Here is a 23114-nt window from a genome sequence, read left to right as displayed (position 1 = left end):
AGGTAATTATAATTTTATCAGGTACTCGAATTGATAGGTTCCTGAACCAATATTGAACTCCATATCCTTGCCTTCAGTAGCGACTTTACCAAGTCCTTTGACGGCGTTTAATGCCGTTCCGCTTTCAGTAACGGTCTCATTGGCTGCACCGGGCAGTCTGATCTGTCCGCTGGTATTTGCAGGAATCACCACTTTTAATTTAAAAATCCCATTTTCTATCTTCCAGTCGCTCAGCGCCAGGCCGTATAAAGTTTCAAGTTCTGCCGAAGCATGGCTGATATTCCCGCCGGGCTTTGGGGAAATGATTACTTTTTTATAGCCAGGTGCAGACTCATCAGTATCCAGACCTGCCATCACCCTGTACATCCAATCGCCTATTGCACCATACGCATAATGATTAAACGAATTCATATCGGTAGTTTGGAAGCTGCCGTCCTGTTTAATCCCATCCCAGCGCTCCCAGATGGTCGTTGCCCCCATTTTGACAGGATACAACCAGGAAGGATAGCTTTCCTGCAGCAAAAGCCGGTAAGCCACATCCGTCCGACCAAAGCGGCTCAACACATGACAAAGATAGGGCGTACCCAAAAAGCCAGTTGTTAAATGATTGCCATAGCTTTCTATATTCCTGACCAGGAAATCCACCGCCTGAGCTCTTAAATTTTCCGGCAGCATATCGAAATTCAGGGCCAGAACATAGGCAGTTTGAGATCCTGAGACCATTCTTCCATTTGGGGTGATGTATTCTTTCAGGAATGCTTTTTTAATGCGATCCAATAATTCGGTATACTTTTCTTCGTCTGATTTTTTCCCTAAAACCTTTGCCGTATTCACTAATAATTGAGTAGAATGTGCATAAAAAGCCTGTGCGATCAGGTATTTATCGGTAATTGCCGAACGACCATCATTGTCGTCATTCGGACGGTAAAACAACCAGTCGCCGAAATGAAAACCTGTATTCCAAAGGTCGTCTTTACTTTTGCTGGTCATAAAATCAACCCAGCCTTTCATACTTGGATACTGTGTAGCCAATATTTCTTTATCACCATAGGCGATATACATATTCCATGGAATAATGGTCGCCACATCCCCCCAACCGGTTGAACCGGCATCATTGCTGCCAAGGACATTGGGTACTACAAAAGGGATACTTCCATTGCTCAACTGGTCTGAAGCCACATCTTTCATCCATTTGGTAAAGAAACCGGCTACATCCATATTAAAAGCTGAAGTACGGAAAAACACTTGCGCATCTCCCGTCCATCCCAGGCGCTCATCACGCTGAGGACAATCTGTTGGCACATCCATAAAATTACCTTTCTGCCCCCATTGTATATTGTGTTGTAATTGATTTAGCAAAGGATTAGAGGTATTAAACGTCCCTGTCGGAGCCATGTCTGAATACACCGCAATTGCTTTAAAAGACGTAGGATCGATCTGAGCAAGATCCCCCGTTACCTTTACATAACGGAATCCCTGATAAGTAAAATGAGGTTCATAACTTTCCAGCCCCTTTCCTTTAAAAATATACTTCACATGTTGCTTGGCATGTCTGAGATTGGCATCGTAAAAATTGCCTGCTTTATCCAGCACTTCGCCATGTTCCAGCTGAATCCAGGAGCCCGCCTTCGCAGTCAGTTTAAAGGAGACCCAGCCTACCAGATTTTGTCCAAAGTCAAGAACCGTTTCGCCCTTAGGGGTTTTGATGATTTTAACCACATTAAATTGTTCATGTTTCTGGGCAAGCGGACTGATGCTGCTCTCCAGCACTTCTTTATCAGCCTGAATGGTCCCGGCTTTTTTCCAGTCTGCATCGTTATAATCGGGACTTGCCCAATCTCCCTTTTCCAACCTGGCGTCATAAATTTCTCCATTATACAGGTCTGAAAAAAGAATCGGTCCTGTACTGTATTTCCAGCTGTCATCACTATTGATCGTTTCCTTTGTCCCATTGGTATATTCAATCACCAGTTGTACCAGAGCACTTAATCGCTTGCCGTAAAAGTCACGTCTCCGGTCAAAGGCCAGGTATCCACGGTACCATCCATCGCCTAAGCTAAACCCGATGGCATTCTGTCCCTTCTTTAACAAGGAGGTCACTTCATAGCTTTGGTATAACAGGCGTTTATGATAACTCGTCCAACCGGGTGCGAGATGATCATTCCCGATCCGCTTTCCGTTTAATTGCGCTTCGTATAAACCATGTGCAGTGATATAAAGCACAGCAGATTTCACCTTTGCTTCGGTAGAAAAGACCTTTCTGAAAATAGGGCTTGGTCCGACAACCGTATCTGCGGGGGAAGTGGTGATCCATTGAGCGGACCATTCCGCAGCACTCCGCAAACCGGTATGCCAGGAATTAACGGCGCTCCATGCAGAACTATTTCCCTGATTGTCTTTTACCCTTACCTGCCAGTAATAGCGGGTACCCGATTTTAAAAGCGAACCTCCATAACGCACAAAAACAGAAGCATCACTTTTCTGATTCCCGGTATCCCATACTACCGCCCTACCTGCTGATAGACCCGCAGAATCTATACCTACCCTGATCTGATAGGCACTTTGCATCACATTACGCCGGGAAGAGATGACCTTCCAGCTTAAACGAGGTTCAGCAGCATCGATTCCCATTGGGTTTTTACGATATTCCGTCCTTAAACCATTAACGCTTAACTGTTGGGCAAAGCCTGGTAAATTAAGCATCGTGCAAAATAGTACAATTCCTATATGGTAATTTCTCATAGCTGTTTGTTGAATATTTGGTGTTCCGGGTTCATTTTTTCAAGGAAACCACCCGAAGATAAACCAATGATTTACAGTCGGCAACCTGCTCCATCCTGTACGTAGTTTTATTGAATATGCTCCTAAAATAAAGCAATATTCTCCGTTGATCCCGCAGATTTGACTCAATATTTCAGCATTTTGTCTCAATCGCTCTGAGATACTAAAAGCAATGTTATCTTTAATATATTTGAACAACGAGCCAAATAATTTTGAAAATAACCGCCTTCATTTTCTTGCTGCTATTCGCGGAAATCTTACACGCGCAACCCTATTATTTTAAACACTATCAGGTAGAAAACGGACTGTCCAACAACAGCGTCTTTGCCAGTGTTCAGGATGATAAAGGCTTCATGTGGTTTGGCACAAAGGATGGATTGAACAGGTTTGATGGTTATTCATTCAAAACGTATCGTCATGATCCGGCAGATCCGGCAAGTCTGGGAAATGACAAGATCTATTCCCTGCTGAGCGACAAAACTGCGGGTCTTTGGATTGGTACAGACCTGGGGCTTTACCAGTACCACCCTGAAAAGGAAACCTTCAGCGCAGTAAAAGAAACCCTTCAGATTGGCATTCGCAGCATACACATTGACAAGATTGGCAACCTATGGCTCCTCTCCAACAGCAAGATCTATCGCTATAACCCGATAAAAAAAGAGTTTTTACAAATACCGATTGACGACTCATTTGAGGTCGGTTCCGTTTATTGCCAATCGGACGGAGCGATTCTAATCACGAGCTCTGATGGTAAGATTGCGGTATATAACCCGCGGAGCAAATCTTTTCAGACCCGTTATCAAATGAACAAAAAAGGTTCAGTTAACATTGGATGGATTCCGGTATTTACAGAAACCAGAGACCATCAGCTCCTGCTTGGATCCAGCAACCAGGGGATTAAGCTGTTTAACCCTAAAACAAACGTATTAAAAGATGTCATTACCCAGAATAAGGATAAAACACACATTTATGTAAGAGATATACAGTCCATAAATGGAGATGAATTCTGGATCGGCACCGAATCAGGATTATACATCTATAACCATCGGGATGGAAGTATTTCTCACCAGCAAAAACACTACAGCAATCCTTATACACTTTCAGACAATGCCATTTATTCGGTATGCAGGGACAGAGATGGGGGCATGTGGATGGGAACCTATTTTGGTGGGACCAACTATTATGCGCCCTCCTCTTCTATTTTCAATAAATACTTTCCGGAGCAGCAGCAGAACTCCATTAGCGGAAGCGATGTCCGCGAAATTTGTAAAGATAAAAACGGCAACTTCTGGATTGGAACGGAGGATGCCGGTCTGAATAAACTGGATCCAAAAACAGGTCGCTTTACCTCCTTTTTCCCTACCGGAAACAAGACTACGATTGCACACTCCAATATTCATGGTTTAGTGATCGACGACAATCACCTGTGGATTGGTACTTTCGAGCATGGTTTAGATGTGATGGATATCAATACGGGCATTGTCATCAAACATTATGTACCAGGAAAAGGAAATTCATTACGGTCCAGTTTCGTGCTGAGTATGTTTAAAACCAGGACTGGCGATCTGCTTCTGGCAACAACAGTAGGACTCTATAAGTACAACCGCAAAAAAGATGATTTTGACGCAATACCAGGAATCCCCTTTCATTTCTACAACAATATCCTGGAAGATAGTGAAGGGAACATATGGGCAGGAACCTATGATAAAGGGCTATTCCGCTTCAGGCTGGGCGACAATAGGTATACCAATTTTGTCAACGAACAAGGCAATAAAAACAGCCTGAGCAGCAACACCATCAATGGAATCTTTGAAGACAGCAAAAAGAACATCTGGGTAGTCACAGATGGAGGTGGTTTATCCTTGCTGGACAAGAAAAAATCAAGCTTTAAATCTTACAATACCAACCAGGGGCTTCCGAGTAATTTCCTTTTCAGAATCCTGGAAGATCATGACCATAAACTGTGGATCAGCAGTACCCGCGGACTGTTCCGATTTGATCCGCAGACGGCTGAAGTGAAAACATACACCAAGGCCGATGGCCTCCTGACCGATCAGTTCAATTACAATTCTTCTTATAAAGATACGGATGGCAGGATGTATTTCGGGAGTCTGAAGGGAATGATCAGCTTCTTACCCGAACAGCTCAATACCACTTCTAAAACCGCAGCTGTATTTTTAACCGGTTTCCAGATCGACAATACAGAAAGTACCGATCCCACAGTGGATAAGATCCTGAGCAAATCTGTTCTTTACACCGATCAGATCACCCTGAAGCACAACCAATCTTCCTTTAGTATAGATTTCGCCGGCCTCAGTTATGCGTCCCCGGTAACTACAGAATACGCCTATAAAATGACCGGATTATACAACAGCTGGGAATATTTAAAAACCAACAGAAAAGTCTATTTTACCAAACTGGCACCGGGAACCTATATCTTTGAGGCCAAGGCGATGATTAACGGAAGCAAGGAATGGAGCAAAAACAACGTTAAGCTCCGCATCGTGATCCTCCCCCCTTTCTGGAAAACCTCATTGGCTTATGCCCTTTATTCCATTCTGTTTTTGGGGATAGCTACCGCAGTGATCCTGCAGTACCATCAAAGAACAGACCTTAAAAATAAAAGAAGGATGAAGCTCTTTGAACATCAAAAAGAAAAAGAGATCTATCAGGCGAAGATTGAGTTTTTCACGAATGTAGCACATGAGATCCGGACACCCCTCACCCTGATCAAAGGGCCGATGGAAAAGATCATGAAACTTTCAAAAGAGGTGCCCGTCATTGAGAAGAATTTGAAAACGATGAACCGAAATACGGATCGTTTACTAAACCTCACCAATCAGTTGCTGGACTTCAGAAAGACAGAGGTTCAGGGCTATTCTTTAAATTTTGTGAAAGTAGACATCTCTGAACTTATTGAGGACATCAAAATGCAATTTCAGGATGCCGCGGAAAGCAAACAGATCAGTTTTGAAACCCTATTGCCCTCCGTACATTTTTTTGCTTATGTAGATACGGAGGCCTTGTACAAGATCATGAGTAATTTGGTAGACAATGCGATCAAGTATGGCAAATCGAAAGTAAAGATCGTACTTCGCATCAATCCGGAGGAAGACCAGTTTAGCATTCAGACCTTCAATGATGGACTTAAAATCCCTCCGGAAATAAAGAATAAAATTTTTGAGCCCTTTTTCAGGTCCAGGGAAACAGAAATGCAGCGGGGTACCGGCATTGGCTTATCCATCTCGAGATCGCTGGCAGAGTTACATCAAGGCCGCCTGTACCTGGAAGAAAGTGGGCCGGAAGGCAATGTATTTGTAGCAGTATTCCCGATTCATCAGGCCATGGAATTTAATTTAGACGGAAAATGGAAAAAGAGATAACGATTCTACTCGTAGATGACAACGAAGAAATTTTAGAGTTCATCGCTGATGACCTAAGTGAAAAATTTCAGATCCTGACGGCAACGAACGGTCTGGAAGCCCTTGCCATTTTGGAAACAGCGCTGGTCCATTTAATTATCAGTGACATTATGATGCCGGAAATGGATGGTTTTGAGTTTTGCATGAAGGTCAAGTCGAGCATTGAATTTAGCCATATCCCCTTAATTCTTTTGACGGCAAAGGATACCTTGGACTCAAAAATACAGGGACTGGAACTGGGCGCCGATGTATATGTTGAAAAACCATTTTCACCAGAGTTCCTGCAAGTGCAGGTGAGCAGTCTGATCGCCAACAGGAATAAGATCAAAGCTTATTTCTCCAGTTCACCACTATTGCACCTGAAAGGAATTGCCCATTCCAAAGCGGATGAACAATTCCTGGAGAAGATCCAAAACATCATTGATAAAGACATCAGCAACCCAGATCTGGATGTAGAACACCTGGCCAATCACATGAACATGAGCAGGCCTACTTTGTATAGAAAAATCAAATCGATTTCAAACCTCAGCCCCAATGAGCTGATCAATATTTCCCGTTTAAAAAGGGGTGCAGCGCTGTTGCAAGAAGGTGAATTAAAGATCTACGAGATTTCCGAATTGGTTGGATACAGCTCTCAAACTCATTTTGGAAGAGTTTTCTCCAAGCAATTCGGAATGTCACCTACGGAATATGCAAACCATAAATCATAACCTCAGCATTATTTACCTTTACCGGAACCAATACCGCTGCTTAAAGAAAACGGCTGATCTGCTTCGGCCAATCCTCTGCTCAACGCCGGCTGGTCTGACATTTCCAGTTTCAGGATCCCGCCGTTTACCAAATCGCTGTGGCGGATAAAATTAGCCGTATAAGGTTTTCCATTTAAAGTGGCAGATTTGATATATACATTTTTGGCGCTGTTTGCCGGAGCTTCAATAATAAACTGCTTTCCGTTTTCGAGATTGATGGTCGTTTTCTTAAACATAGGACTGCCCATCACATACTGATCTGTACCTGGGGTGACGCTATAGAATCCGAGGGCACTCAAGACATACCATGAAGAGGTCTGGCCCTGATCTTCATCACCGGGATAGCCATTTTCTGTAGCATCATAGAGTTTGCTCATCACATTCCTGGCATGAAACTGCGACTTCCAGGGTTGGCCTGCATAATTATACAGATAAACCATATGTTGAATAGGCTGATTTCCATGTGCATACTGTCCCATGTTTGCCATCACCATTTCCGTCATCTCATGAATCATCCCACCATAGGTACCTACATTCACGGTATTGGGTTCAGAGAATACAGAATCCAGTTTAGCCGTAAAATTTTGCGGACCTCCCATTAAATTGGCCAGGCCCCTGATGTCCTGAAATACGGACCATTGATAATGCCAGGCATTCCCTTCCGTATAGGGACCTCCCCATTCAAAAGGATCAAACTTTGGCGTCCATTGTCCTTCAGCATTCTTCCCCCTCATAAATTTGGTAGAAGGATCGTAGACATTTTTATAATTGTACATCTGCCTTTCGAAAATACGGGCATAGAAATCGTTTCCGGTCATCTTAGCCAGGGTCCATGCGCAATAATCATCATAGGCATATTCCAATGTTTTTGCCGTCGCCTCTCTGTATTTAGGATAAGGCACATAGCCCAGTTCAAAGTATTCCTTCCAGCCATCTCTGCCATTTGCAGGACCCCATGGGCCTTTATTGGTCGCTTCGTGTAAATATGCGGCTAAGGCTTCCTTAGGGTCAAACGTTCTGATTCCTTTTGCCCAGGCATCTGCAAGCAGGGAGATCGCATGGTTACCGATCATGCTCCCAGCCTCGCTTGGAAAAGACCAGGAAGGCAACCATCCGCATTGTTTATAGGCATCGATTAAAGCCTGCATATAGCGGCCATGCATCTCGGGATGCATGAGGGTATTTAAAGGAAACTGGGCACGGAAAGTATCCCAGAAACCAGTATCGGTAAACATATACCCCGGATGTACTTTTCCATCATAAGGACTGAAGTAATAAGGCTGCCCACCGGCATCGAGTTCGTAAAATTTCCTGGAGAAAATGCTTGCCCTGAAGAAACAGGAATAGAAGGTCGCTTTATCCGCTTCGGTTCCACCCTCCACCATCACTTTCGACAATGATTTGTTCCAAACTTCAGCAGCCTTAGCTTTGGTTACTTCCAGGCTTTTATCGGCCCCCAGTTCCCTGCTCAGGTTTAATTCCGCCTGTTCCATACTGATATAAGAAGAGGCTGTTTTAACCTGAACTTTTACGCCATCCTTAAACTGAAGATATGCCCCCTTGCCTGAACCTTCCGCCTCTTTATCATTTGCGTTAATCGTGTTTCCCTTGTTTTCCCAGGTTCCATAAGCGGTAAAGGGCTGATCAAAACGGACGACAAAGAAGCTCTTGAAACCTTCTTTGAAGCCCTCTCCATTGTTCACAAAGCCTGTGATCTTGTTTTCCTTAGGATAAATTTTAACTCCACTGATGCCGGTATATCCATCCAAAACCAGGAAGCTTTTCTTCCCTGCCGGATAGCTGAACCGCAAATGAGCACCCCGCTCAGAAGGGGAGATTTCGGTACTGATCTGGTTCTCAAACTTAACTTTGTAATAATTGGGTTTCGCAATTTCATCGTTGTGACTAAACTTCGCTTCCCGGTCATTTTCATTGACCACCAGCTGGTCTGTCATGGGCATCAAAGAGAATACCGCATAATCCCTGGACCAGGAACTGCATTGATGCGCCTGTTGAAATCCCCTTATTTTATCCTTAAAATATTGGTATTTCCAGCCATCTCCGTTTCTTCCGGTTTGAGGCGTCCAGGTATGCATGGCAAAGGGCAAGGCCGTAGTAGGATACGTGTTGCCCCTGGTCAGTTCATGTTTTGAATTGGTTCCTTGCAGCGTGTTTACATATTTTACGAGGTCGGCCTGTTGGGCCGAACCTCGCATACTCCACTGCAGACAAATAAAAAAGACAATAAATTTAAGTTTCATGTGTCGTTATGGTATAATGATCGTTCCCTGCTGATCTTCATCAGGAATTAAGGTATTTCTTTTTCTTTCCAGTACCATTGACCCAACAAAACGGTAAGCAATGGGGAAGGCCGGATTCGAAATATCGCTATACTCATATTCCAGCACAACGGTGGTATAGGTTCGCTCCAGATATGGGAGCACCCCATCCTTTTCCTTCTTTACCGTAAAGGTTCCGCGTTGCTGGGTAAATTTAATAGCCGGGTTTTCAGAACTCAAGGTGACGCTTTTAGTATCCGCATTAAAGGAAGCCTTGATCTTATACTCCCGACGGTCCAGCGCTTCTTCTTCCGTTACTCCTGCAAAGAAAAAAACCGTCTTTTCGTCTACTACATAGGCATTTCTGAAAGGCACCGTTAATGGCTTCTGCTCATTCTGAGGACGGCTCCTATCCCATACTTCACCGGCAACGGAATATCTCCCTGAGTAGTCATTAAATGGAACGATCCGCATCAGGGACTTTTTATAGCCCCTGCCTGTAGCGATGGCCAGTGATGAGGTGGAAATGATCTGCACAGGTAAAATATACTTGTTGCTAAAATCCAGACCTGCCAGTTTCAGATTCAGGTTAAATGACCCCATGTTACTGCCAGCCGGGATCGTCGTATTCATGGAGCTGAATTGATAATACTCCTTAGGAAGTTCATTAAAATATAAGTCGTTCCTCAGTCTGAACCGCTCGAAGTTCAGGTTCTGAAGGGTATCTGCATCCGTATTTATGGTCACACTCACCTCGCCGCTATTCTCTGTAGACCCGCTTACAATGATGGGTACCTTAACAGGGATGGCGCCCCCCTCAGCATTATATTTCACATGGACTTCCACCACTCCGTTATTCACGAAAGACACCGATTTCCGGAATAATTCATCCTCCCATTCTTTATTACAGGAGCTGACGAGCATGCAGCCGATTAAAGCCAATATATATCCTCTTTTCATAAAATTTTAGTTAAAAGTAGTCCAACCTGGGTTTTGGGTCAATTTTCTGTTTTTTCTCAGTTCGCTATGGGAAATGGGCCACAGGTACATTTTATCCACGAAAATGGTGGGCAAAGAGGGAATAGGTACAGGCGTATCAAATAGTTCCCGCTGGCTTTCCGTCATGTTCATGTTGCAGCCCACCACCGGGGTTGCTTCTTCTACCGGAGCATCTTTCCAGCGCCTGAGGTCAAAATACCGCTGGCCTTCTGCGAACAATTCAATCTGCCGTTCTCTTTTTATTGCCTTTCTTAACAGCTCCGGACTTCCATAAACATCATTTCCATAATCCGGAACACCAGCCCGGATGCGGACCTCACTGATGTATTTACTCATTTCTGCCATATCCCTGGTTACGGTTATCGTTTCCGTACCGGTATAGCTCGGAATGGAATAACTGCCTGTTAACTCGTTCAATGCTTCCGCATATATCAATAAGATATCCGCATACCTCATTGCCGGCTCTACTTTTGGTACGATGAAACCACCTTCCATATAAGAATCAATAGGGTTGTAATATTTCTTGATGCCCAGACCTGTCCTGATGTAGAAATCCGGAGAGGACGCCTGTTTCCCATTGGAATGATCTCTATAGTAAAAGACCTGTATATGGCGGTCGTCGGGCCTCAAGGCACTGATGTTTTCCCAGATACTTCCATTATAGGCCACAGAAGCATAAAAACGGGGCTCCCGCTCTGCATACTGCAAAGAAACTTTGGCAGGTAGCGGTAAATGAGAACTCGCATCAGTCGTGTAACCTTGTCGGCGGGGAGAGGTAGCAATATTAGTTCCGTCATTCATAGAGTAAGCATCCGCTTGTTTCTGTGTAATTCCATGGGTATTCCATCCTTTCATAGAAAACGGCATCTGATGCAGGACCATTTGATCAATCCCTTCGCTGCTTTGTTCTGTCACCCTGGAAAAAATCAGTTCAGGATTGTCTGAATAAGAAATGGCACCATTGAACAGCTGCCGGTAAGATTCAAAAGGGTCAATATTTTTCCATCCCATCGGGAAGTTCTGATCAGAATATTTTGCATTGTAGGGAGGCACAATAGTTTTGGCCTGGCCCGGTCCCTGGTCTGCAGCTTTGAAGGGCGCGGTGAAAAGACGGTATGCGTTCATATTGATCACATCCTTTGCCGCTGCTGCAGCTCTGGCCCATTTTTCATTATTATACTGCTGTGATACCAGTTGTCTACCCTCATGATCTACCAATCCGGCAAGCCCCGGGTTCCCGTTAAACAAAGGACTTGCGGCAAAAAGATAAACTTTTGCTCTTGCCGCCAGGGCAGCACCCCTGGTTGCACGTCCCTTATCCCTGTTGGTATTGGACAATGAAAGGTATTTTGCCGCTTCGGCAAACTCGGAGGTGATGAATGCCACACATTCATCGTACGAGCTTCTCGGTCTTGCGATCTCCTGATAACTTTTGGTATAGTCCTCCCCTTCATCAGGCAATAGCGGAATCGGCCCGTATTTCCTCAGTAGCAACCAGTAATAATAAGCCCTCAGAAAACGCGCCTGTGCCTTTGTATCGGCCACTTCGTTGGCAGTCATTTCTTTATTAAGGTCTATGTTGTGGATGAAAATCGAAGCGTTACGAATCCCTTCATAGCAGGATCCCCAGCTCCCCTGTTCATCTCCTTCCGTATATTCTCCGTTTTTGAACCTCTTGTAAGCATTACTCCGGTCGCCAAAGAACATATCATCTGAGATGAAATTAAATGGGGTAAGTCCTTTACTCGCCACCTCTGCGTTTGATCCGCGAAGATGCGTGTAGACATCAGCAAGCCACTGATTGGAATAATCTTTATTCGTAAAGACTTTATCCAGACTCAGACGGTCTTCTTTAAAATAATGCTCCGTGTTCAGGTATTTTTTACATGCTAACAAGGAAAGCAGTAAAACAGATAAGGTCGCTGTATAAATGTATTTGTTCATGTCTGTATGATTTAAAAATTTACAGTTAATCCTAAGGTCATTGTTTTCGAGATCGGATACTTCATTCCATCGCCGCTACCCAATTCCGGATCCCAGATTTTCAGGCTGTCCCAGACCGCAAGGTTATAGCCCATGACATATACCCTGGCCTTGTTGATATGAATGGATGAGGTCAATCGGGAGGGCAAGGTATAACCCAGCTCCACATTTTTCAGGCGCAGGTAAGCACCATCTCTGAGCCAATAGGTAGATGTCCTGTAGTTGTTGCCACTACCACCGTAACTTAATCTCGGGTATTTGGCATTGGGATTTTCCGTTGCCGGGTCACCTGAAATTTCTTTCGAAATCCAGCGGTTTTTAGGATTACCCAGATCTGTCAGCACATTTCCCCAGGCTCCCTCTGCGAAGGGATAAACACTTGGCCCGTTTATAAAATAAGAAGAGCTTCCGGCACCTTGTAAATGAATGTTAATGTCAAAACCTTTCCATAATACAGAAAAACCAAATCCATAGATCATGCTGGGAACACGCGATGCACCAATCGGCACCACATCGTCATCGTTGATGATCCCGTCGCCATTCACATCTTTGTATTTGACATCGCCCGGCATATATTCGCCAAACATCTGTTTAGGACTGTTTCTGATTTCTTCATAAGATTGAAACAAGCCTAGGTCGATCAGTCCTCTCGCCTGTTCGTAACGAAATCCCTGAGTCATCCGATAAGGTAAGTTATTTGCCTCTTCATCAAATTCAAGCACTTTATTTTTGGAGTAAGTGACATTCCCACGTAAAGTAAGCTCTACCTTATTAAAGCGTTTGTTCACATTAAACTGTCCGTCAAAACCTCTGGACTCCATCTTTCCAACGTTTGCCCAGGGCCTGCTTGGCACACCGACCATGTCAGACAAATGATCTCTACGTTTGAATATTTTTTCCCGGGTATCTTTAAATACATCTAATCTAAAAGAGAACAGATTCCCCAGCACGTTCATGTCAAAGCCTAAATTATGCTTCTTTGCCACTTCCCATGTCAGCTGATCAGAGGCGACCTGGGAGTAATACAATCCCGCGTAATAATTAGGGCTAATGCTCTCTCCGAAATTGTATCCCGCTCTTTCCTTGATCTCACTCAGGTAAGGAAAACGATTGGCACCAAAATTATCATTACCGACCTCACCATAAGAATAGCGGACTTTAAAAAGATCCAGCCACTTCGCATTTTTCTTCAGAAAAGCTTCTTCAGAGATGTTCCAACCTACCGAAACGGCAGGAAAAAACCCGAACTGGTGGCCTACTTTAAAGTTCTCTGAACCGGTATAGCCGAAGTTAAATTCTGCCATATAGCGGTCTCGGTAACCATACATTAAGCGACCGGATACGCCCATATTACGTCTGGCAATCCCCTTGATGATGTCTCCGCCAACGTTAGAGGTTTCCCTTTGTTCACGCTGGTTGTACTTAACTAAAGCACCTATATTATGTCTTTCGTTGATCACGGTATTATAGATCAGATCGGTTTCGAGTACATTGATCCGTTCTCCCCAGGCATTCGATTCCTGGAACATCAGTCTTTCCGGGGTGATCCTTTTCATGATCAGGTTGCCATCTCGATCCCTTCTGCGTTCTACATTATATTGTTCCGGCCATTTTAAGCGGTTGATGTTATTGTCGTTATTGGTATCATAGGCAAACCGGCCAATTGCCTGCAAACCTTTGGTGATAAAATCCAGCTTTTGTTCCAGGGTAACATTGATCTCATTTTTATTTTTCCAATACTCCCTGTATCCTGTTTGCGTGGCCATCACCCAGGGATTGGTGCGATCGCCGGTACCAAATGCAGGAACCAGGCCGTTGGAATACAAAATAGGTGTGGATACCGGCGACTGCCCCACCAATGAATTCCATATTCCTGAGGTGATGCCTGGAAAATTTTGCTTTTCCAAAAATCCGGAAACGCCCAGTTTCAATAAGGTGGTTTTGGTAATGTCCATATCTATATTGGCCCGGTAATTTGACCTCGTCATATTCGCATTGGTATTATAGTCTTTCAGCGACTGGTCTGATTTGTACATCCCTCCTTCGTTGAAATAACTTCCCGACACATAATAGCGAACGGTTGATCCCCCACCATCCAGGTTAACCGAGGCACGGTAAGTATTGGCTCCATCGCGCAGCATGACGTCCTGCCAGTTTACATTTGGGTACAGGTCTGGGTCCAGACCATTTTTAAAAAGCATCAGTTCGATGTCTGAATACATGGGTTCCTGATTACGGGTCACCTTTGCCTCATTCACCAGGGCGGCATACGCTGGTCCATCCACAAATTCCGGTGTTCTCGTCCGGGTCATGTAACCGAATTCGGATTTACCATTGATATTGATTTTCCCTGCATGTCCTTTTTTAGTGGTGATGAGGACAACTCCATTTGCGCCCTTTGACCCATAAATTGCGGTAGCAGAAGCATCTTTCAGAATGGAAAAGGATTCGATATCCTCGACATTAATTTCATTAAATGCCCGTTCAAATCCATCCACTAAGACCAGGGCCGCCGTATTGGCGCCAAAAGTAGAAATCCCGCGGATCCAGAATTCGGACCGGTTATTTCCCGGTTCTCCGGATCCCTGCATGGCGATCACACCGGCCACATTTCCGGCCAAAGCGTTAGTGATATTTCCTGTTGGTGTCCGCAGATCTTTTACGTTCACGGTGGTAATCGCTCCGGTTACCGTCACCTTTTTCTGGATTCCTGTCCCTGTGACCACTACATCCGTCAGGACATTGGCCTCACTTTCCTTTAGCAGGATAGAAATGACGGTTTTTCCCGCTACCTGAACTTCCTGTTTTTCGAAACCCAGATAGGAAAAAATCAGCGTGCTATACATTCCGGTTTTGATTTTATATTTTCCGGCTTCGGTCGTCATTGTTCCCAGTCCGGGACGGTCTTTTACGACCACAGTTACTCCCGGAATTGGTTTATTGTTCAGGTCTCTTACAGTTCCTGTTACCTCTATATCGCCCTGCGCATAAATGCTTATGCTGCAGAATAGCAGAAGTAATGTGATATAATATAGTTTCATTTTAAGGCGTTTTTAGGTTATTCGATGGAAATTGTGCGTATGCGACGGTTTATCAGATCAGCCACATAGAAGGTACCTGTTGCTGAATCGTAGATGATCCCATAGGGCTGATCAAACTGTGCATCCCTAAGCGCTCCATCTGCATAACCCGCACTGCGCGGCCTGCCTGCAAAAGTGCTGACCACCCCCTCCGGAGTTATTTTTCGGATACAATGATTGAAGATATCGGCCACATAGAAATTGTCATTTTCATCGAATGCCCCCTGATGAGGCTGATCGAACCTGGCATCTACGCCCACCCCATCATTGTGTCCCGCACGGCCTCTGCCTCCAACAAAATGTACCGGAGCCTCCAGTTTCCTCGTTTGGCGGTTATACCTTGATTTCAGAATATAATGTTGATTGACCACAACGATGTAAGCGAAATCCCCACTCGGTGCAAACTGGATGTTAAACTCCCAGTTATTGTCGTCCACCCGGAATAACAACTCCGAAACATTGTTTTCTTTGTTCCATTTAAATACCTCACCTTTTACATAGCTGTTGTAAAAATAATCTCCTGTCTGCGGATGCGCAGCCCCACCGTTAGTGGTTCTGTTATAGATCAGGGAGTTCCATTCGGTAAAACCGGAAGCGGGTGTCAAAGCGGCCGTACTCAGGCCTCTTTCATCCCACTGGTCATTGGTCACATATAAGGTATTCCAATCCGGACTGAAGGAAAGGGTTCTGGGTCTGTCCATTCCTTTACCCGTCCTGAACAAGGTTTTAACCTCTCTTTTTGCCATATTAATGAACCGTAATCCCCTGCGTTGCTCCAGTAAATAGATGTTTTTGTTCTGATCAAATGTCATCCAGTAAGGTTCTTCAAACTGGGCTTTTTCGAAAGGTCCGTCTACAATTGCGGTCCTTCCATCTTTATCTGTAAAGCCCACCAGCGTGCTTACCGCCGGTCTGAAAAGGTATCTGAATTCATTCTTTGAAATCGTTTCCTGAACCTGATCGCCCTTGCCCACCTGTACTTTTACCAGACCATTGTTGGCGCGGGAAGGAACCAACACATACAATGCGGAGGTACTGGCACCTATAAGTGGTGCACGTTTGTCATTGACGAATACTTTAATCATCGAGGTATCCGTTCCGAAGTTGCCACCTTCGATCACCATTTGTGTACCTACTCCTCCACTATCCGGAAGAAAACGTGTCATTTCAATGGGCTTATTTGGATCGTAGACCTGCTTAGCTTGTCCACTTTCTTTCTTGCATCCCCAAAGGAAGAAAAGGAGTGCAAGAAAAAAAAGGCATATCCTGATATGCACTTTTAGGAGGGTAAAATTTTTATTCATATTTGTTTATTTGGTTAGTGATTTAGCTCGTTAACTGACGGCTCATCCGGGCTCAGAATTTGTGCAATACAATCCCTGGCAACCCGAAATAGGTCGTCGATTAAACATTTAATAAAAACGCACAGAAGCTTTTCTGCAGGAGTTAACGAAAGGTTAACCTGCTAAGTTGAGTTTCCGAAATAACAGTTGCTGTTCATGATTTGGCTTGGTTTAATATATTGGGGTTATTCTTTTGAATTCAACTTAATTTTGTCGCTCACCACGTTTAAACTTCCTCTGCTTCATCACCTCATTTAAACAATATGGATTGAAAAAGCTTTTCAGGGCTACTTCTTTGTATGGGTATTTCCTTCTTTATGCTGGTTCCATTGATGCTCCAATAGCTTTATAAAATATCCACCCACCACGCTCCTTGCAGTAAAATTCTGACGAACAGCATCTTTTGTTTCATGCCAGTCGCTGATTGGGGAGCGGGAAGGTGTTTCTATCGCATATAAATAAATCGGATCTATAAAAGCATCAAAATCGGCACGATTGTCGGCCAGCACCGAAGTCCAGAGCACCCAATCCGATTTGGTATAAGATTTACGGCTATCCAGGGGTAAGCCATACTTATTCTGTTTACCTAAATAATACTTCACCTCTTTATCATAAACCGTTTTAGTAAATAGTCCAAGATTTAGCAATTTATCCCATACCAAATTATACTTCTGGCTCCAGGTTCCTTTCTGACCGAAAGCGAGGCTATAATGATCGCCATCATCGGCCAGTTCCGCCCATTTCTTAGCCATTTCTTTGGCCATATTCGTATACTTCACAGCAGTTGCTGTTTCTCCGAGTTCCTGTGCCATCCAGCCATAGGCCCCCAGTGCAACAATCGCTTTGACTGATAAATTTGCATTTCTGTTCAGGTGTCCGGCAAAATCATCCGTACACAATTGATTTCCGGGATCAAATCCCTCTTTACTCAGGTATTCAGCCCATATACTTAGGGTAGACCAGTGTTTTTTAGCATAGGCCGCATTGCCTTCCGCTTTGACCGTGGCCGCCGTAGTGATGATCATATTCCCGGATTCCTCTACCGGCATATCTTCCCCATAAGTCTGTCCATTTGCGACAGGATAAGTTCCCAAATCATGCGCAGGATATGGCTTTTTCCATCTTCCACTTTCACTGTATTCGAATATTCCATTCATCAGACCTTTCACCAATTCCGGGTTATAAGCCAGAAACAGCGGAGCAGATGGATAGGTAATGTCTACCGTATGAATAGAGCCATTGCTATAGTTCTCTTTTGACATAAACAGCAATTCTCCTTTTGGGCTCTTCACCAGTTTATGGGCAGAAATGGCTTGCCGGTAAGCGATGACACATAAGCCCGCGTATTTCTCTCCTCCGGATTGTACCGCAGCAGCATACATTTGGGCATCGAAAGCATTACATTTCTCTATGATTTGAGCATATTCATCCGCAGATTTTTGAAGCAGGGAGCTGAAGGTTCTTGTGCCACCATTGGTCCACCAGGCTTTCAGGTTTTCACCAAAATATTGTACAGATTCCAGATCCTCATAAGCCAGCATCACAAATTGCTGCTTTGTCTTATCGTCTACCTGACCGAAATCCAACACGGTATTCAGCGCGTACTTTGTTCCTTTAACTTTATTTGTGTTTATTCCGCTGGCCTTATCCCTGTTCAGACTTTTACTTCCCGATTGGAACAGCGCCGGAGTCCCGCTTGCTGCTGCGATAAACTGGGAACTTTTTTGTGATTGCGGCACTGCCACATATGCATATCCCCAATCTATGCGCACATTATCTCCGGTTTTTTGCAATACCGGCTGGGCAGTTGTTCCGGCTTTTAAAACGCATAATCCCTGCACATTTACCGATTCCGCTTCAATTTCCTGACTAGGCGTATTTACCGCGAGATCCGATGCTGCACTAAAAAGAACGCTGACCTGATGTTTCTTTTTATCATTGGATTTAACCCGGTAAGTAAGGTAAGATACCGGTCTGGAAATGAGTTCAAGATCATTCATCAGCAAGGGGGAAGTAAAAGTAAGGTCTAAATCTACACCTCCGCATTTAAATGAATACTCCGTCTGTGTCGCTTTGATCATCCGGTTGGTCTGCACCGCCTGAGCTATTTTCCCATTATTTGCAGGATCATCCGTCACCAGGCCTGCATCCAGCCATTGGCCGCCGCCGGTATTTTCAATATGAATGGCTAAGACATTCTTTCCCTTCTTCAGGCTTTTTAAGGCTACTCCTTTTATGGGAACATATAAGTATTTACCTGCTGTAAATCCTTCTTTACCAAGAATCTGCAGGCCGTTCAGATATACTTCAACACGATCATCATGATTGATTTTCAGATACATCACTTCTGGAATACGGTCATTAAGCTGAAAGTTTCTAATTGCCCAAAGCTTTTTGCTTTTCCATTCTGTACCCGCCTGAGCCCAGAGATCTCCAAAAGGTGCAGCTCCTGATTTCCATGCGGAAGCGTCAAAATCAGGTGCATTCCAATCCTCTTTTGGAGCCCTCTCCGTAAAACTGAACTGATAGGCTTTTTCATCTGCAGTGGCCAATATCGCTTTGTAAACTTTCTCCGTATGGCCCATGAAACGATAGGTTTTTCCATCTACCTGAATTAATCCGCCGAGTGCCTGTTCTGCACCGGTCCAGTGTGTCGTTGCCGATTGGTTCAACTGATCTGTATTGGACCAGATGCTAAAGTAAGGATCATGCGTAATTAAAGGATAGGAAGGGGCTTTACTTTGCTGAGCCTGAGCAGACAGCAAAGTAAGTCCTGCACCAATAAAGGTTAAAATTTGACGGATCATATTTTTAGGGAATCTTTTCAATGGTTATTTGGCTACTGAAAATTTATAAATGGACTGGCTTTGATAAGCCGCTCCTTTTTTTAGTACCGTAGTTGGAAAGGACGGTTGATTTGGGCTATCGGGAAAATGCTGGGTTTCTAAAGCAAAAGCAGTTCTGAAATCATCTTTATGATTTCCTTTCATCGTATTTTTACTTTGCATGAAATTTCCACTGTAAAACTGCAAACCAGGCTGATCGGTATAAACACTCATTACAATTCCGGTTTTATCAGCGGTAACGATGGCAACAGGATCAGTTATTTGGTGTGGATTTAAGACGAAATTATGGTCGTATCCCTTCCCGTTCTCCAATTGTAGATTTTTAACTTCGATATCCTTTCCTATTGTTTTCGCTTGTGTAAAATCAAAGGGCGTGTCTTTTAGCGCTTCTATTTTACCGGATGGAATTAAGGTAGAATCGACAGGGGTATATTTATCTGCATTGATTTGGAGTAAATGGTTTAAGATACTTCCGCTTTGCGATCCATTGAGGTTGAAAAAAGCATGGTTTGTAAGGTTTACCACTGTGTTTTTATCAGTAGTAGCCTTGTAGCTGATTTTAAGCGCATTGTCGTCGGTTAAGATATAGGTAACGGTAACATTCAGGTTCCCGGGGAAACCCTCTTCCATATCTTTGGATAGGTAACGTAGTTCTAAAGTTTGCGCATCAGGTTGTGTGGCATCCCAAACAACATCCTGATAACCTTTTTTTCCACCATGTAAGGTATTCGTTCCATTATTGGTAAAAATCTGGTAGGCTTTACCATCTAAGGTAAAGCGCCCTTTAGCAATGCGGTTTCCGTAGCGCCCAATCGTTGCCCCAAAATAGGGCTCCGTTGAATTCTGATATCCTTCAATGCTGTCAAATCCAGCCACAACGTCTATCAGTTTACCTTCCTTATCGGGCACAAATAATCCAACCAGCCGGCCGCCAAAATTGCTGACCAATGCTTTCGATCCGGATTTATTTTTAAGGCTGAACAAGTGGACCGGTTTACCATCTATCTCTTTCTCAAAAGCTTGTGCTGAAATACCAGTGGTATCTGAAACAACAGGAGCGGATTTTTGCGTTGTAGAATTACAGGCAACTGCGAAGAGCATTGTTCCTAATGCTAAAGCCGGGATGGTTTGTTTTAAATATGCTTTCATTACCTTTTATTTAACATATGATCCAATAATTTTATAGAATACCCACCCACTACACTACGTGCCTGGAAACCGGATTGTTTTCCATTCGTTGTCTCATGCCAGTCGCTCAACGGAACCCTGTCTTCGGTTTCCAGAGCAAACTTATACACCGGGTTTACCAGTTTATCAAAATCAGCGCGGTTGTCGGTAAGTGTTGCCGTCCAGATGATCCAATCTGATTTGGTATAGGTCCGGCGACTGTCCAGTGGCAGGCCAAATGCATTTTGTTTATTCAGGTAAAATTTGATTTCTTTTTGATATACCGCCTCAGGGAAAATATCCAGGTTCAGCACCTTATCCCATACCAGGTTGTATTTTTGGCTCCAGGTATCTTTATGATCAAAGGTCAGGGCGAAATGGTCTCCGGCATCGGCCATCTGAATCCACTTTTGCGCCATTTCTTTGGCCATATTTTTATACTTTTCTGCGATCTCCGTTTTACCTAATTTTTCCGCAAGCATGCCGTAGCTACCCAGGGCAACGATCGCTTTCACCGATAAATTCGTATTGCGGGCCAGGTGACCTGCAAAATCATCCGTACAGAGTTGGTTGGCCGGGTCAAATCCTTCTTTGCTCAGGTAATCTGCCCAGATGCTTAACGTTTCCCAATGCTTTTTGGCATACTCCGCATTTCCTTCCACCTTCGCGATGGCAGCCGTCAAAATGATCATATTGCCGGATTCTTCCACTGGCATATCTTCCCCATAAGTTTGTCCGTTTGCCAAAGGGTAAGTTCCCAGATCGTGTGCTGCAAAAGGTTTTTTCCATCGGCCACTTTCACTGTAATAGAAGATTCCGTTGAGCATGCCTTTCAGCAAATCCGGATTATAAGCAAGAAAGAGTGGCGCAGAAGGATAAGTCACATCTACCGTATTGATCGATCCATTGCTAAAATTTTCTTTGGAAAGGAACAGCAAGTCGCCCTCCGGGCTTTTCACCAGTTTGTGTGCGGAAATGGCCTGTCTATACGCCAATACACAAAGCTTAGCGTATTTCTCGCCTCCGGCTTCCAATGCAGTTTTGTACATTTTTGCATCAAAATCATCACATCTTTTGATGATCTGTTTGTATTGCTCTGCTGCACTGATCAACTCACTTTCGAAAGATTTGTCTCCATTGGTATTCCAGTATGCTTTCAGGTTTTTTCCAAAATATTGAACCGACTCCAGGTCATCATATCCAAGCATCAGGTATTGTTCTTTTGCTGAACTTCCTACCTGTCCGAAAGAAAGCAGGGTACTCAATGATAATTTAGTGCCCGTAGCAGCTGTTTGTCTGGCCGCGTTATTGGGTTTCACAAAGTCATCAACTGCATTTTTTAATGGAACTACATATTGACTGGTCGAAGCTGCAGATGGAGCGGCCACATACAGGTAACCCCAATCTATCCTGAGGTCATCACCCGATTTCTTCATGACCGGCTGATCCACCGTTCCTGCTTTCAGTACTGCCAGACCTTTCGCATTTGCTTTTGTCACTTTTACACGTTGTCCGGTCGTATTCACTGCAATATTCGTTGAAGCATTGAAAAGTACAGCTACTTCGTGTTGTTTTTTGTCGTTAGATTTTACGCGATACGTCACATAAGATATGGGTCTGGAGATCAAATGCAGGTCGTCCATCAATAAGGGAGAACTGAAGGTCAGGGAAAGATCTACCCCTCCTGCTTTGAACTCATAATTCGTTTGAGTGGCTGTAACCTTAGCCCCTTTTTGTTGCGCCTGAGCAATTTGCTTTACAGGTACCGCACTGGAAATCAGTCCGGCATCAAGCCATGCGCCACCAACCGTATTTTTGATGTGGATGGCGAGTACATTTTTACCTTTTTTAAGGTTTTTCAATACGGCATCCTTTAAGGGAATATAAGAAAAGCGGTTACTCGTCCAGCCGATAAAGCTATACACCAAGTCTCCATTTAAGAAAACCTCCACATTATCGTCGTGGTTTAGTTTTAAGGTCAGGTCTTTTAGTGCAGGGTTGCTCAGTTCAAAAGTTCTCCTAACCCAAAGTTCCTTTGAGGTCCATGCGGTACCTGCACCGTTGACCACATCACCGAAGGGAGCTCCGCCAGATCTCCATCCAGATTCTTTAAAGTCAATGCTGTTCCAATTTGCTGCCGGGGCAGACTCCGTATAACTGAACTGATAATCTTCATCGTCGGATGTTGGCAGTACATTGGCGTAAGGTTTTGACGTTGCCCCTAAAAAGCTATAAGGGACACCATCTACTTTAATGATGCCTGTTAATGATTGTTCTGCACCTGTCCAGTGTTTGGTAACAGATTGATTGACCTGATCTGTAGCAGACCAAATGCTAAAATAAGGATCGTGAGTAATTAAAGGATAGGATGGGGCAGTACGTTCCTGAGCGGAAGCATTCCACAGCATAGCCGATAAACCTAAAGTAATAAATAATTGTTTCATATGTTTGGTTGTGTGTTTTTA

General features: G+C 44.1%; 11 protein-coding genes. 2 read left to right on the top strand and 9 right to left on the bottom strand.

Annotated features, from left to right (window positions below; all coding sequences use genetic code 11):
- Positions 1-6: 6 nt before the first annotated feature.
- Positions 7-2742 carry a glycoside hydrolase family 78 protein gene (locus AAFF35_RS07110; protein ID WP_342331722.1) on the bottom strand — a complete coding sequence of 912 codons (2736 nt, stop codon included), beginning with the start codon at positions 2740-2742 and terminating at the stop codon, positions 7-9.
- A 251-nt stretch (positions 2743-2993) separates the two neighbouring features.
- On the opposite strand from AAFF35_RS07110, the gene AAFF35_RS07105 reads away from it, so the two are divergent.
- Positions 2994-6164 carry a two-component regulator propeller domain-containing protein gene (locus AAFF35_RS07105; protein ID WP_342331721.1) on the top strand — a complete coding sequence of 1057 codons (3171 nt, stop codon included), beginning with the start codon at positions 2994-2996 and terminating at the stop codon, positions 6162-6164.
- Positions 6149-6913 carry a response regulator gene (locus AAFF35_RS07100; RefSeq protein ID WP_342331720.1) on the top strand — a complete coding sequence of 255 codons (765 nt, stop codon included), beginning with the start codon at positions 6149-6151 and terminating at the stop codon, positions 6911-6913. The genes AAFF35_RS07105 and AAFF35_RS07100 overlap by 16 nt, the downstream gene beginning before the upstream one ends.
- A gap of 8 nt (positions 6914-6921) precedes the next feature.
- Here AAFF35_RS07100 and AAFF35_RS07095 read toward each other — a convergent pair whose 3' ends face one another.
- The 8 genes from AAFF35_RS07095 to AAFF35_RS07060 form a co-directional block, all read right to left on the bottom strand.
- Positions 6922-9213 carry a GH92 family glycosyl hydrolase gene (locus AAFF35_RS07095; RefSeq protein ID WP_342331719.1) on the bottom strand — a complete coding sequence of 764 codons (2292 nt, stop codon included), beginning with the start codon at positions 9211-9213 and terminating at the stop codon, positions 6922-6924.
- 6 nt (positions 9214-9219) lie between these two features.
- Positions 9220-10191, bottom strand: a complete 972-nt coding sequence (locus tag AAFF35_RS07090) for a DUF4973 domain-containing protein (protein WP_342331718.1) — start codon at positions 10189-10191, stop codon at positions 9220-9222.
- A 6-nt stretch (positions 10192-10197) separates the two neighbouring features.
- Positions 10198-12174 carry a RagB/SusD family nutrient uptake outer membrane protein gene (locus AAFF35_RS07085; RefSeq protein ID WP_342331717.1) on the bottom strand — a complete coding sequence of 659 codons (1977 nt, stop codon included), beginning with the start codon at positions 12172-12174 and terminating at the stop codon, positions 10198-10200.
- An 11-nt stretch (positions 12175-12185) separates the two neighbouring features.
- Positions 12186-15254, bottom strand: coding sequence for a TonB-dependent receptor (locus tag AAFF35_RS07080; RefSeq protein ID WP_342331716.1), 3069 nt, complete (start codon positions 15252-15254; stop codon positions 12186-12188).
- 17 nt (positions 15255-15271) lie between these two features.
- Positions 15272-16597 carry an IPT/TIG domain-containing protein gene (locus AAFF35_RS07075; RefSeq protein ID WP_342331714.1) on the bottom strand — a complete coding sequence of 442 codons (1326 nt, stop codon included), beginning with the start codon at positions 16595-16597 and terminating at the stop codon, positions 15272-15274.
- Positions 16598-16923: 326 nt separating this feature from the next.
- Positions 16924-19443 (bottom strand): DUF4965 domain-containing protein, encoded by a 2520-nt coding sequence (locus AAFF35_RS07070; protein WP_342331713.1) that lies wholly within the window; start codon positions 19441-19443, stop codon positions 16924-16926.
- Between the two features lie 24 nt (positions 19444-19467).
- Positions 19468-20631: an aldose epimerase family protein gene (locus AAFF35_RS07065; protein WP_342331712.1), complete on the bottom strand. Its 1164-nt coding sequence runs from the start codon at positions 20629-20631 to the stop codon at positions 19468-19470.
- Complete coding sequence (locus AAFF35_RS07060) at positions 20631-23093, bottom strand: DUF4965 domain-containing protein (protein WP_342331711.1); 2463 nt, start codon at positions 23091-23093, stop codon at positions 20631-20633. The genes AAFF35_RS07065 and AAFF35_RS07060 overlap by 1 nt, the downstream gene beginning before the upstream one ends.
- Positions 23094-23114 lie beyond the last annotated feature (21 nt).

The sequence above is a fragment of the Pedobacter sp. FW305-3-2-15-E-R2A2 genome (assembly GCF_038446955.1).
Lineage (GTDB): Bacteria > Bacteroidota > Bacteroidia > Sphingobacteriales > Sphingobacteriaceae > Pedobacter.
The sequence above is the reverse complement of the archived record's forward strand: the minus strand, read 5'-3'. Positions and strand labels throughout refer to the sequence as shown.

Bases quoted from the DNA above. Each gene is read 5' to 3' on its own strand.
- AAFF35_RS07075 (WP_342331714.1), bottom strand. From the start codon at position 16,597: ATGAATAAAAATTTTACCCTCCTAAAAGTGCATATCAGGATATGCCTT.
- AAFF35_RS07095 (WP_342331719.1), bottom strand. From the start codon at position 9,213: ATGAAACTTAAATTTATTGTCTTTTTTATTTGTCTGCAGTGGAGTATG.
- AAFF35_RS07065 (WP_342331712.1), bottom strand. From the start codon at position 20,631: ATGAAAGCATATTTAAAACAAACCATCCCGGCTTTAGCATTAGGAACA.
- AAFF35_RS07100 (WP_342331720.1), top strand. From the start codon at position 6,149: ATGGAAAAAGAGATAACGATTCTACTCGTAGATGACAACGAAGAAATT.
- AAFF35_RS07085 (WP_342331717.1), bottom strand. From the start codon at position 12,174: ATGAACAAATACATTTATACAGCGACCTTATCTGTTTTACTGCTTTCC.
- AAFF35_RS07090 (WP_342331718.1), bottom strand. From the start codon at position 10,191: ATGAAAAGAGGATATATATTGGCTTTAATCGGCTGCATGCTCGTCAGC.
- AAFF35_RS07060 (WP_342331711.1), bottom strand. From the start codon at position 23,093: ATGAAACAATTATTTATTACTTTAGGTTTATCGGCTATGCTGTGGAAT.
- AAFF35_RS07080 (WP_342331716.1), bottom strand. From the start codon at position 15,254: ATGAAACTATATTATATCACATTACTTCTGCTATTCTGCAGCATAAGC.
- AAFF35_RS07070 (WP_342331713.1), bottom strand. From the start codon at position 19,443: ATGATCCGTCAAATTTTAACCTTTATTGGTGCAGGACTTACTTTGCTG.
- AAFF35_RS07110 (WP_342331722.1), bottom strand. From the start codon at position 2,742: ATGAGAAATTACCATATAGGAATTGTACTATTTTGCACGATGCTTAAT.